The organism is Arthrobacter sp. K410C, from assembly GCF_059090105.1.
Genome location: NZ_JBNHFJ010000020.1, coordinates 40,396 through 53,167, shown reverse-complemented (window position 1 = coordinate 53,167; position 12,772 = coordinate 40,396). Strand labels below are relative to the sequence as shown.

Here is a 12,772-nt window from a genome sequence, read left to right as displayed (position 1 = left end):
ACCCGGAAGCCATGGCGCCGATCAGGAACACCCCGAAGAAGCCAAGGTCGTGGTCCATGCCGTAGCCCTCGGTGCTGAAGAGGACTTCCGGGCCCCGCACCACGTGCCAGGCAAGGGCAAGGATGAGGAGCACGGCGGCGGCGAGCTCCACGAAGACGCCGATGCTGTTGATCTTGGTCATCAGCTTCACGCCGAACGCGTTGATGAGCGTGGAGATGGAGATCATGATGCTGGCGAGCAGCACGCCGTTAAGGGCGAAATCGTATGTCCCGGTGCCGTCTCCGATGATCTGGAAACCGGACCAGATCTGGGGCAGGGTGAGCTGGAGTGCCAAGGCCACGGCCCCGAGCGCCACGATCGAGGAAATGAGCAGCAGCCAGCCCGCCAGCCACGCGAACGTCCCCGACGAAAGCTGTTTGGCCCAGTTGTAGACCGATCCGGCCACCGGATACCGGCCGGCCAGCTCGGCGAAACAGAGGGCCACCATGAGCTGGCCGGCGAAGACGATGGGCCAAGACCATGCGTAGGCCGGCCCGGCCATGGAGAAACCAAAGTAGAACAATTGAAAGACGCCGGTGAGGATGGAGATATAGCTGACGCCGGCCGCGAAGCTGGCAAACTTGCCGATGCTGCGGTCCAGGGTCTGGGCATAGCCGAACTCGTCCATGCCACTTGAATCAGTACTCTTGCTGGGTTCCAACATCCGAACTCCTAGATGAGAAAAGCACGATGGTGATGCCCCGCGGCCGCCATTGGACGCAGGTGATGCAACCGGCCAGGCGCCGCCGTGCGCGGCGCCCCGGCCGTTCCCCCGTTGCTGTTTGGTGCCTACTCGGCAGCGGCAACCCCCGGTTCCTGCGGAGCCGAACCGAACCAGCCGCTGGGTGCGGGCTGGATGTTCTGCCAGATGTGTTTTGCTTCGCGGTACTCGTTCAGTCCGGCGTGGCAAAGCTCGCGGCCGATGCCGGACTTGCCGAAACCGCCCCATTCCGCCTGCGGGACGTACGGGTGATAGTCGTTGATCCATACTGTTCCGTGCCGGAGGCCCCCCGCAACACGTTGCGCCTTTGACCCGTCCGAGGTCCACACCGCGCCTGCCAGACCGTACTCCGTGTCGTTGGCGATGGCCACGGCCTCGTCCTCGGTCCGGAATGTTTCCACGGTCAGCACCGGGCCGAATGACTCCTCCCGCAGCACGCTCATGCCGGAGTGGCAGTTGCCCAGCACCGTGGGCGGGTAAAAGAAGCCGTCGGCAAGTGGGCCCTCGTCCGGGATGTAGCCGCCGCACAACAGTTCGGCACCTTCGGCGATGCCGGCCTGGACGTAGGCGTGGACCTGGTCGCGGTGTTTGGCGGAGATCAGCGGCCCGGTCTCGGCGTCGGGATCGAACGGCCCGCCCATCCGGATCTTTTTCGCCCGTTCCACCACCTCAGCCACGAACCGTTCCGCGATGGACTCTTCCACGACGAGCCGTGCTCCTGCCGAGCAGACCTGGCCAGAGTGCAGGAACACGGCGGTCAGGGCGTTGTCGACGGCGGCGTCCCAGTCCGCGTCGGCAAAGACGACGTTGGGGTTTTTTCCGCCGAGTTCGAAGGCGACGCGCTTCACGGTTTCCGCGGCGGCGGCCATGATTGTCTGGCCGGTGGCCAGGCTGCCGGTGAGGGAGACGAGGTCGACGCGCGGGTCCGAGCTGAGCGGGCCGCCCACCTTCGATCCCTTTCCTGTGACGAGGTTTGCGACGCCGGCGGGTACCCCCGCCTCTGCAAGGGTCTCCATGAGCAGGATGGACGTCGACGGAGTGAGTTCACTGGGCTTGAGTACGAAGGAGTTTCCCGCGGCGAGTGCCGGGGCCACCTTCCAGGCGGCCTGGAGAAGCGGGTAGTTCCATGGCGCGATCAGGGCACAGACGCCGAGTGGTTCGTAGACCACGCGGCTGATGGCATCCTTCCGGCCCGTGTCGATGACCCTGCCGGCATCGAGCCCAGCGATCTTCCCGTAGTAGCGGAAGCAGGCGGCAATGTCGTCAATGTCGTATTCGGCCTCGACGAGGCGCTTGCCGGTGTCCAGGGCCTCGGCCAGTGCGTAGGCGGCCTTGTCTCGCTCCAGCAGGTCCGCAACGCGGAGCATGACCGCCCCCCGCTCGATGTCGGAAAGCCGCCGCCAGGGACCGTCGTCGAAGGCTGCCCGTGCACTGGCGATTGCCCGCTCGGCATCCTCCACCGTTGCCGAGGCGACAACGGCGACCTCGCTGCCGTCCGCAGGGCAGCGCACGACAGTTGTGCCGCCGTCGGACGCCTCCTGCCAGGCGCCGTCAACGTACAGGCCCCTGACCACATCCTGCGTTTTTCCGGCGTCGCCGATTTGCTCAACGGTGGCGGTCATTATTTCTCCTTTTTAGGTTCATCAATCATGGCTTCATCGGGTGATTAAGACATGGGAAAGGCGTCGGTGGAGGAGTTGGGTGCCTACTCCATCGGGCGCCTGAATACGGTCTAATTTGGTCGTTGGTGCTGCCGGTCAGGCGAGGGACGCGCTGAGCTCCGTCTCCAGGGTCATTGTTTCGCCGCTTCGGTTGGAGCGGATAAGGTCGGCGCAGCGTTCCCCGATCATCATCACGGTGATGTTGGGGTTAACGGTGACGTGTTCAGGCATAACAGAGGCGTCTGCAACACGCAGGCCGGTGACGCCTTTGACCCTCAGTTCGGGATCGAGCGGGGACATGTCGTCGTCCACTGGCCCCATGCGGACTGTGCCGACGGGGTGGTAGACGGTGTTGTGCGTTTTGCGGATGTAGTCCTGCAGTTCCTCGTCAGTCTGTGCCTCGATGCCGGGCGATAGTTCGCGGCCGGTCCACTCTGCCATGGCAGGCTGCGCGGCAATTTCCCGCGCCTTGCGGATGCCCGCCACCATCACGCGCATGTCGTGGCCCTCAGGGTCCGTGAAGTAGCGCGGATCCACCATGGGCTTGTCGCGGAAGTCCCGGCTGCGGAGGCGGACGGTGCCGCGGGAGCGGGCGTGGGTGACGTTGGGGGTGAGGCTGAAGCCGTTCACCGTTGTGGGGTAGCCGTGCCGCAGGGTGTTCATATCGAACGGGACAGATCCGTAGTGCATCATCAGGTCCGGGCGGTCCAGGCCCTCCTCCGTGGGGGTGAAGATACCGATTTCCCACCATTGCGTCGAGGTTTGCACCATGGGTTGCTTCGCTTCGAACTGGACCACGCCTTCGGGGTGGTCCTGCAGGTTCTCGCCCACGCCGGGAGAGTCCACCAGCACCTCGATGCCGTGTCCGGCGGGTGTTTTGCCGGGCCGATGCCGGAGAGCATCAGCAGCTTGGGCGTGTCGATGGCGCCGGTGGACACGATGACCTCGCAGCTGGCGGAGAGCCTGTGGGTCCGGCCGAACGCCGAGTCAACCACATCCACCCCGATGCAGCGCTTGTCCGCGTCGAACACCAGCTGGCGGGCCCGCAGGCCGGTCAGCAGCGTGAAGTTGTCGCGGTCGATGATGGGGTGGATGTAGGAGACGGAGCTGGAGGAGCGGGTTCCGTCTGCGCGGCGGTTGATCTGGAAGAAGTTGGCGCCGTTGACCACGGTGGTGCCGGTGTTGAATCTGGCGCGGGGGATGCCGGACTGTTCGCAGGCGTCCAGGAGCGCGACGCCGGCAGGATCGGCCGGGGGCACGTTCATCAGGTGCACGGGGCCGGAGTCGCCGTGGTGGGGTGCGTCCGGGCCGGCGTCCTCGTTGGTTTCCAGCCGCTTGTACAGCGGCCAGGCGTTATCGGCGTTCCAGCCCGTGACTCCGTACTTGGATTCCCATTCGTCCAGGTCTTCCCGTGGTGCCCAGAAAGCGATACAGGAGTTGTGGCTGGAGCAGCCGCCCATTACCTTGGCGCGAGCGTGCCGCATACACGAGTTGCCGTTTTCCTGCGGTTCGATCGGGTAGTCCCAGTCGTAGCCGGATTCCAGCAGTTCCATCCAGCGGTCCAACTGCAGGATTTCGGGCAGGTTGCGGTCATCCGGGCCCGCCTCGACGAGGGCCACGGTCACCTCCGGGTCCTCGCTCAGCCGGGCGGCCACCGCGGCGCCCGCGGACCCGCCGCCTACCACGACGTAATCAAACCCGCAATCTTTGAGGTTTTCAATGTTGTCTGTATGCATGTAGTTCTCCTTGAATGGTCAGCAACCAGCCGCTGACCTGCGGGGCCGTGTTCTCTTCCAAAAGTTGACGACGTCTTATTCGTCCAAGGACTCAGGCAATCCGGTGGTCTGAGCGGGAGGCCAAAAGTGATGCGTCCGCTGTACCAGCGTGTTGGTGCAGCAACTCCTGACACATCTTTTGATGTGCAACCGCCACACGATGGCACCGACCGGTCGCTTGGCTTACAGGCGGAACCGGAGCCGTCCGATCTGCGGGGGGTTGGACTGGCGGGGTTTACTTACAGATCGGGTCCGCGAGATGAAAGCCTGACAAAGACGAGGACAAATTGATGATCTACGTTGCCACTACTGCGCGGGGTCTCCGCGGCATATTTTCTACATCCGGCCAGTTGCGGCAAGAAACCTCCAAGGCAGCGTTCCGCTGATAGTTGGAGTGTGTGGCGCGGGTCATACGATGAGATTAGTGCATTTTGAACAAGTGTTCAATAGGCCGATTGAACACTTGTTCAAGAGGAGAAGCTTCCGGGCACTGCTCGCAGGCGAGCGGATCGGTCGGGAACTCTTGCAAGCGGCTCCTGTTTATTGCTCGGGATAACCAGTCCGCCCATGTTAGGGGTTGTGACCACAGACTCGTCGTTGTTGTCTGGATCCAGGATCGGCTTGATGGTCTGGCTTGGTCTTCGACGCCGATGCCTCCCCCGGCGTGGTGGTCGCGCTGTCAGATATGCGGGACCGCTTCCGCCTGGCGGCCAACGCCGTCGACGTGGTCCCCATGGACCATCCACTGCCCAACCTGCCCGTCGCCCGGGCGCTGTGGCAGCCCAAGCCGGACTTCGTCACCTCCGCCGCCGCCTGGCTCGCCGCCGGCGCCGCGCACCACACCGTGCCTCCACCCAAGTGGGCATGGAAGTGTTCGAAGACTTCACCGAAATCAACAAAACCGGGCTCCTCACCATCGACGAAGGCACCGCCATCCGCCAGTTCAAAAAAGAACTGGAACGCTGCCTACTACAGGCTGGCAGGAGGACTGTGACCGCGCATATCCCTTTGAGGGAGTATGCCCGCCACCGAAACTCCGGCTAGTGCACCCCTGCGCCACCGGGACGGGATTTAGCGTCCCGTTCCCGGTGAAACCCGGTTTCAACTTAGGCGCCGTTATGGCATCATCTAACCACCCAGCTCGCTTGTGGCGGCCGATACCTTTTAATGATGCCCGGCGTCCTACAACGTTATAGACTAAATTGCACGTGACGTATCGGGCATCACGGCGGGGATATACCGGGGAGCGGCATGGCGGTCACAATTAAGGACGTTGCGCTGGCGGCCGGAGTCTCGATTAAGACTGTGTCCAATGTAATCAACGATTACCAGTACATCCGCGCGGACACCAAGCAGCGGGTTATGGAGGCTATCGCCAGCCTAGGCTATAGCCCCAATCTGTCGGCTCGGAGCTTGCGCTCGGGCAAGACCGGCGTGATTGGACTCGCTGTTCCCGAACTCTCGCTCAGCTATTTCGCCGAGCTGGCGGATTCCATCATCAAGGCCGCCGAAGGGCGCGGCCTCAAGGTCCTGATCGAACAAACCGGCGGCGACCGCGCCCGCGAACTCGAGATACTCGCCAGCCCGCGGCTGCAGATGACTGACGGGTTGTTGTTCAGCCCATTAGGTGTGTCCAACGAAGACGCCCACCACCTCAACGTCAACTTCCCGCTCGTCCTCCTCGGCGAGCGGATTTTCGGTGGTCCCACCGATCACGTGACCATGAGCAACGTGGAGTCGGCACGGGCCGCAACGGCACACCTGATCTCGAAAGGCCGGAAACGCATCGCCGTCGTCGGAGGACACGAAGGGGAGGTCATTGGTTCTGCCGGGCTCCGCCTGCGCGGTTACCAGGAGGCGCTGGAGGAAGCCGGCATCCCGTTCGACCCCAGGCTCGTGGCTTACACCACTTTATGGCACCGCTCCAACGGCGCCACCTCAATGCGGGAATTGCTCAAGACCGGCGTCAAGTTCGACGCGATGTTCGGCTTGAATGACACGTTGGCACTCGGTGCCATGCGCGTGCTGCAGGAGGCAGGCCTTCGAATTCCCGACGACGTCGCTGTCATCGGTTTTGACGATCTCGACGAGGGCAGGTATTCGTTACCCACGCTGTCGACTATCGATCCGGGTAGGGGCGAAATCGCCGAGACGGCCGTGCGTATCCTGCAGGAGCGGATCTCAGGACATGATGCGGCTCCCCGGGAGTTCGAGGCGCGGTTCCAAGTCATTGAGCGCGAGTCCTCGCAGCTGCCCACCAGCTGAAAACGCTGAGGAGCAAAATTTTTCGAACAACAGCTTGACAGTGACGGGCCTCACTCGGCATGCTTTTTCTACAACGTTTACTTACAACGATGCAATAACCGACCAGGCACTTGCGAAAGCCTCGCCGCGAGGCGTACTTGCAGGATGACGGACCCGGATCAAGGAAGATCGAGCGGCACAGCACTTGGTGCCCGGCGATCCTCCTTCAAGCATCGCCCGGACCGGCCGCCTACGGGCGGACCACGGTGGAATGCCACCGCGAGAGGAAGCAAGAGATATGAAAGCCAAGTTCCTGGCATCGGCTGGCATCGTAGCCGCCACTGCCGTAGTACTGACAGGCTGCTCCGGAGGAAACGGAAGCGGCGGGGGAGGCGGCTCGGCGGCCGCGTCCTGTACCAACACCATAGTTAACGCGGAGGCACCCCAAGTCACCGTTTGGGCCTGGTACCCCGCGTTCAACGAGGTTGTCGACAACTTCAACAAAACCAACAGCGACGTGCAGATCTGCTGGACCAACGCTGGCCAGGGCAACGATGAGTACACGAAGTTCTCGACCTCGATCGAATCCGGTTCCGGCGCCCCCGACGTGATCCAGCTCGAGTCGGAGGTGCTCGCCAGCTTTACCATCCGCGACGCGCTTGTGGACCTCACCGAGTTCGGCGCCAATGACGTCAAGGACCAGTACGCCGAAGGCGCCTGGGAGGATGCCTCAAGCGGTGACGCCGTGTATGCCATCCCGGTCGACGGCGGCCCCATGGGGATGCTCTACCGCCAGGATATCTTCGACGCGGCGGGCATCCAGGTACCGACAACCTGGAAAGAGTTCGAAGCCGCAGCCCAAAAGTTGAAGGAGTCCGGCAACGGTGCTGTCATCGCTGACTTCCCGACCAACGGACGTGCGTTCAACCAGGCACTTTTCGCGCAGGCTGGTTCGGTTCCGTTCGAATACGATTCCGTCAACCCGCAGGAAATCGGGATCAAGGTTAACGACCAGGGTGCCAAGGACGTCCTTGAGTACTGGGACGGACTCGTCAAGAAGGGGCTCGTTGCCACCGATGACGCTTTTACCGCGGACTACAACACCAAACTCGTCGACGGCTCATACGCTGTCTATCTCGCCGCAGCCTGGGGCCCCGGCTACCTTCAAGGCCTGTCCGACGCCGACCCGGACGCAGTCTGGCGTGCAGCACCACTCCCGCAGTGGGACGCGGCCAACCCCGTCCACGTCAACTGGGGCGGTTCCACCTTCGCAGTGACCAAGCAGGCTAAGGACAAGAAACTTGCAGCGAAGGTGGCCATGGGCATCTTCGGTAACAAGGAGGCTATGAACCTCGGCGTTGACAAGGGAGCGCTCTTCCCGTCGTACGCGCCGGTCCTCGATTCCGAGGAATTTGCCAACAAGGAATACCCGTTCTTCGGCGGGCAGCAGATCAACAAGGACGTCTTCCTCAAGGCTGCTGAGGGCTACCAGGGCGCGACCTTCAGTCCGTTCCAGAACTACGCCTACGACCAGTTGACCGTGCAGCTCTACTCGATGGTCCAGGGCGAGAAGGACGCGGGCAAGGCCCTCGACGATCTTCAGGCGTCCCTCGAGCAGTACGCGACCGAGCAGGGATTCACCCTGAAGTAACCGCCTGGGGTAGGTGCCCGCGTCCATCGCGGGCACCCACCCGTCCGGCCCTCGTGGACACCTCCACCGCGCCATCCGTCCCATTGCTTGAGGAAAGACCATCATGGCTACGACCACCGCGCCGAGTTCGGCCCCGCAGGCCGGGACACCGGCCCCCGCAAAGCACCGCCCCGACAAGAACTACCGGCGCCGGCAGCGCTGGGGATGGGTCTTCGTTGCGCCCTTCGCGGCAATCTTCCTGACCTTCCTCATCCTCCCCCTGGTCTACGCCTTCAGGATGAGCCTTTTCACGAGCACCTTGGCCACTGGCACCAAGTTCGTCGGCGCGGACAACTACCTCAAGGCGTTCTCCGACCCGATCTTCCTGCAGGGACTGGCGACGGTAGCGAAGTTCGCATTGATCATGATTCCCGCGCAAATGATCGTAGCCCTGCTCGCAGCCCTCGTCCTCGACAACCTTGCCACCTGGGCGTCCAAGTTCTCCCGTTTGATGATCTTCGTCCCGTACGCGGTTCCCGTGGTCATCGGCGCCCTCATGTGGGGCTTCCTGTACAGCCCCCGCTTCGGGCCGGCCGGCTCCATCTTCGGCATTTTCGGCATGGCCGCGCCGGAGTTCCTGGCGCAGGACAGTATTTTCGGCAGCCTCGTCAACATCGTGACGTGGCAGTGGGCCGGCTACTACATGATCATCATCTATGCCGCACTGCGCGGTATCGATCCCGGCATCTACGAGGCAGCCGTGCTCGACGGCGCCTCCGACCGGCAGATCGCATGGCGGATTAAGGTCCCCATGATCTCTTCCTCACTCGTGATGGTGGTCATCTTTGCTCTCATCGGCACCCTGCAGTTCTTCACTGAACCGCAAGTGCTCCGTGGTGTGGCGCAGGGTGCCATTCCGACGTCGTATACCCCCAATATGTATGCCTTCTCGCTGGCCTTCTCCTACAGCCAGTTCAACTATGCCTCCGCCATCTCCTTCGCGCTCGGCATCGTCGTGTTCGTTTTCTCCTTCCTCTTCCTCTTCCTGACCCGCAAGCAGAGCGGACTGAAATAAGCCATGGCACTCGTCACCGAAACCCCCCAACTCGAGGGCGGCCGGAAAGGCCGCAGCGCTGCAGGCCGCAACAGGGCCCGCAATGGCGGCCCCCGCATCGGCTCGCATATCTTCCTGCTTATCCTCGTTATCTACTTCATCACCCCCATTTGGTGGTTGACTGTCGCCAGCACCAAGGACACCGCCGGCCTCTTCGGCGGCTCGGGCGGACCCCTTTGGTTCGACGACGAGTTCCACTTCTTCAGCAACATCCAAGGCTTGTTCGAACGCCAGGACGGCATCTACTGGCGTTGGCTCGGGAACTCATTCCTCTACGCCATTTCGGGTGGCGTCGGGGCAACCATCCTCGCCGTGTTTGCAGGCTACGGCTTCGCCAAGTACAACTTCCGCGGGCGGGGGCCCTTCTTTGGGCTCCTGCTGGGTGCAGTCATGGTGCCCCTGACGGCCCTGGTCATCCCGACCTTCGTGCTCCTGAGCTCGGTGGGGCTGGTGAACACCATCTGGGCCGTGATCCTGCCCTCGCTGCTCAGTCCGTTCGGTGTGTACCTCATGAGGGTCTTCGCCCAGGAAGCGGTTCCGGATGAATTACTCGACGCCGCCCGGATTGACGGCGCGGGAGAGTTCCGCACGTTCGTCCAGATTGCACTGCCCCTTCTGCGCCCGGCGATCGTGACGGTACTGCTGTTGTCCGTCGTCGGGACCTGGAACAACTTCTTCCTGCCGCTGGCGGTGCTCAGTGACCCTCTGTTGCTCCCCGTCACGGTGGGGCTCAACGGATGGCAGGCCCTGTCCAACGCCGGCAGCGGCGGCGAGGCCCTATGGAACCTGATCACCACTGGTGCCTTCCTCTCGATCATCCCGCTGATCATCGCGTTCCTCTCCCTCCAGAAGTACTGGCAGGGCGGGTTGTCGCTGGGCTCGCTCAAATAACCTCCAAACCGCTGCCGGCCCACGCCACCACGTACAGAAAGTAGTTTGATGCAAAACGCACGCCTCACGCTCGACCCCCACTTCACGGTCGGGCGAATCAACCGCAACATCTTCGGCGGGTTCGTCGAACACCTTGGCCGCCACGTCTACGACGGCATCTACGAGCCCGGCCACGAGAGCGCCGATAACGAAGGGTTCCGCCAGGACGTCATCGAACTCGTGAAGGAGATGGGTGTCTCCACCATCCGCTATCCCGGCGGCAACTTCGTCTCCGGGTTCTGCTGGGAAGACAGCGTGGGACCGCGCGAGGAGCGCCCGACCCGCCTGGATCTCGCCTGGCATTCCACCGAAACGAACCAGGTGGGCATGCACGAGTTTGCCTCCTGGCTGCAGAAGGTGGACAGCGATCTCATGATGGCCGTTAACCTCGGAACGAGGGGCACGACCGAAGCGCTCCAGCTTCTTGAGTACTCCAACCTGCCCAAGGGAACGACGCTCGCCAACCAGCGCATGGCCAACGGACGCCCCGACCCGTTCGGCGTCAAGATCTGGTGCCTGGGCAATGAGATGGACGGCCCCTGGCAGATCGGGCACCGCTCCGCCGAGGACTACGGTAAGCTCGCGGCCATTACGGGGCGGGCCATGCGCCAGTTGGACCCGTCGATCGAACTCGTGGCCTGCGGTTCCTCCAGCGCCCACATGCCAACCTTCGGCGAGTGGGAACGCGTGGTGCTCACCCACACCTACGACGTCGTCGACTACATCTCCTGCCACGCTTACTACGAGGAGAAGAACGGCGACCTCGGGTCCTTCCTCGCATCCGCCGTCGACATGGACCACTTCATCGAGTCCGTCGTGGCCACGGCCGATCATGTGAAGGCCGTACGCGGGAGCTCGAAGACGATCAACATCTCCTTCGACGAGTGGAACGTCTGGTACATCAGCCGCTTCGAGAACGTCGACAAGATTGAGGGCCTGGACAATTGGCCGGTGGCTCCGCGCCTGCTCGAGGACTGCTACTCGGTGGCGGACGCCGTCGTGTTCGGTAACCTCATGATCTCGCTGCTGAAGCACGCTGACCGCGTCACCTCCGCGTCACTGGCGCAGCTCGTCAATGTTATTGCGCCCATTATGACGGAGCCGGGCGGCCCGGCATGGCGCCAGACGACGTTTTTCCCGTTCTCGATCACGTCGAAGCTCGCGCAGGGCTCGGTACTTGAACTCAAGCTCGACGCCGGGACGTACGAGACCAGCGAGTACGGTACTGTGCCGCTCGTCGACGCTGTGGCCACGCACGACGACGAAACGGGTGCGACCGCCGTCTTCCTCGTCAACCGCTCACAAACCGAGGAGACCACCGTAACCATCGATATCGCGGCACTCAACGGGTTCAGCTCTGTCGAGGCGCAGTCGCTGTTCGATACGGACGTATATGCGAAGAACACCCTCCAGGAGCCCGAGCGCGTGACCATGAAGGCCAACACCTCCGCCACCCTGGACGGTGGTGCAGTCACTATTACCCTTCCTCCCGTGTCATGGACGGCCGTTTCCCTCGCATGAACCACCGCGAATACAGGATCGAGGGCGGCGGCTACACGGCCGTCGTCCTCGGCTTCGGGGCCACCGTCCGCGAACTGATTTACCAGGGGCGGCCGCTCGTAGTGGGCTTCGGCTCCGACGAAGAGATGCCCAACTACCGTGGCGCCTTCGTGGCTCCCTGGCCCAACCGCATCGCCGACGGGCGCTACATGTTCGACGGGGCGAACTACCAGCTTGCAATTAACGAGCCAGACCGGGCCGCTGCGCTGCACGGGCTCGTGTTCGATGTCCCTTGGACACTGGTGGAGCACACCGGGAGCACCCTTACCCTCGCATGCACCATTGAGCCCACGGAAGGCTACCCCTTCAAGCTCTACCTCCAAGCGCGGTTCAGCCTCGACGGGCAGGGCTTCAGGACAGACGTAGCAGCATGTAATGTCGGCGCCCGGCGCGCTCCCTACGGCGTCTGCCCCCACCCGTACCTCGTGGCCGGGCCGTCGCCGCTCGACGAGTGGGTGCTCGAGCTGCCCGCCTCAACGGTCCTGACAGTAACTCCCGACCGTCTCCTGCCCGTGGCCAAGGAATCAGTCGCCGGTACTCCCTTCGACTTCCGCTCGGCCCGTGCCATCGGTGACACGCAAATCGACCACGCCTTCACGAACCTCACCTTGGATCGCGACGGGCGCGCCATAGTCCGCGTCATCGATCCCGCGCACGGGACCGGCACAGCGATGGTATGGGACTCGAGCTGCCCCTGGGTGCAGATCCACACAGCAGACCTTCCGAGACAACCAGAGCGCACCCGGCTCGGGCTTGCCGTCGAGCCCATGACATGCCCGCCGGAGGCCTTCAACACCGGTGAGGACCTCGTGATCCTCGAACCGGGGGAGAGGCACAGCACGGGCTGGACCATCCTCGCGCTGTCGCTCTGATCGGCATAATTAGTACGCGCCACACCCAGCTGGGCTAGGGCTCTCCCCACCCTTGCCTGACTGGCAGTCATGCCGCAGCTGAAACGGACACCGTGACGGAGCTCAACCCAATTCGCTGACCATTCACCGGCGCATCCCACCTGAATCCTGTCAGGCAAGGTTTTTAGTTCGTAACAGACGGAGGTCACGGCACGCGGACCCGTTTGTCCGGTTGGGGTGCGCCCTA

Annotated in this window: 8 protein-coding genes and 2 pseudogenes; 7 read left to right on the top strand and 3 right to left on the bottom strand. The window is 63.0% G+C overall.

The genetic code is table 11. From position 1 onward, the window contains the following. The 3 genes and pseudogenes from AC5RU7_RS18940 to AC5RU7_RS18930 all read right to left on the bottom strand — a co-directional run. The coding region (locus AC5RU7_RS18940) for an APC family permease (protein ID WP_494053540.1) at positions 1-703 on the bottom strand (703 nt) is incomplete at its 3' end. A gap of 125 nt (positions 704-828) precedes the next feature. Then, entirely contained in the window at positions 829-2,382 is a 1,554-nt protein-coding gene (locus AC5RU7_RS18935; RefSeq protein ID WP_494053539.1) for an aldehyde dehydrogenase family protein, read from the bottom strand. Between the two features lie 135 nt (positions 2,383-2,517). Continuing rightward, a pseudogene (locus tag AC5RU7_RS18930) lies at positions 2,518-4,157 on the bottom strand (GMC family oxidoreductase). Positions 4,158-4,830: 673 nt separating this feature from the next. On the opposite strand from AC5RU7_RS18930, the pseudogene AC5RU7_RS18925 reads away from it, so the two are divergent. The 7 genes and pseudogenes from AC5RU7_RS18925 to AC5RU7_RS18895 form a co-directional block, all read left to right on the top strand. Beyond that, positions 4,831-5,190: pseudogene (locus AC5RU7_RS18925) on the top strand (L-arabinose isomerase); the annotation flags it as partial. 257 nt (positions 5,191-5,447) lie between these two features. Beyond that, entirely contained in the window at positions 5,448-6,461 is a 1,014-nt protein-coding gene (locus tag AC5RU7_RS18920) for a LacI family DNA-binding transcriptional regulator (protein WP_494053538.1), read from the top strand. A gap of 277 nt (positions 6,462-6,738) precedes the next feature. After that, the gene (locus AC5RU7_RS18915) at positions 6,739-8,091 is read left to right on the top strand and encodes an ABC transporter substrate-binding protein (RefSeq protein ID WP_494053537.1); all 1,353 of its coding nucleotides are present in this window, start codon (positions 6,739-6,741) and stop codon (positions 8,089-8,091) included. A gap of 103 nt (positions 8,092-8,194) precedes the next feature. After that, positions 8,195-9,145, top strand: a complete 951-nt coding sequence (locus AC5RU7_RS18910; RefSeq protein ID WP_494053536.1) for a carbohydrate ABC transporter permease — start codon at positions 8,195-8,197, stop codon at positions 9,143-9,145. A gap of 3 nt (positions 9,146-9,148) precedes the next feature. Next, entirely contained in the window at positions 9,149-10,075 is a 927-nt protein-coding gene (locus AC5RU7_RS18905; RefSeq protein WP_494053535.1) for a carbohydrate ABC transporter permease, read from the top strand. Positions 10,076-10,123: 48 nt separating this feature from the next. Further along, positions 10,124-11,635, top strand: a complete 1,512-nt coding sequence (gene arfA / locus AC5RU7_RS18900; RefSeq protein ID WP_494053534.1) for an arabinosylfuranosidase ArfA — start codon at positions 10,124-10,126, stop codon at positions 11,633-11,635. After that, entirely contained in the window at positions 11,632-12,546 is a 915-nt protein-coding gene (locus tag AC5RU7_RS18895) for an aldose 1-epimerase family protein (RefSeq protein WP_494053533.1), read from the top strand. Before arfA ends, AC5RU7_RS18895 begins: the two co-directional genes overlap by 4 nt. The last annotated feature ends 226 nt before the right edge of the window (positions 12,547-12,772 follow it).

Coding starts and splice junctions, on each gene's coding strand:
- AC5RU7_RS18920 (WP_494053538.1), top strand. CDS start 5,448: ATGGCGGTCACAATTAAGGACGTTGCGCTGGCGGCCGGAGTCTCGATT.
- AC5RU7_RS18895 (WP_494053533.1), top strand. CDS start 11,632: ATGAACCACCGCGAATACAGGATCGAGGGCGGCGGCTACACGGCCGTC.
- AC5RU7_RS18935 (WP_494053539.1), bottom strand. CDS start 2,382: ATGACCGCCACCGTTGAGCAAATCGGCGACGCCGGAAAAACGCAGGAT.
- AC5RU7_RS18905 (WP_494053535.1), top strand. CDS start 9,149: ATGGCACTCGTCACCGAAACCCCCCAACTCGAGGGCGGCCGGAAAGGC.
- AC5RU7_RS18915 (WP_494053537.1), top strand. CDS start 6,739: ATGAAAGCCAAGTTCCTGGCATCGGCTGGCATCGTAGCCGCCACTGCC.
- AC5RU7_RS18910 (WP_494053536.1), top strand. CDS start 8,195: ATGGCTACGACCACCGCGCCGAGTTCGGCCCCGCAGGCCGGGACACCG.
- arfA (WP_494053534.1), top strand. CDS start 10,124: ATGCAAAACGCACGCCTCACGCTCGACCCCCACTTCACGGTCGGGCGA.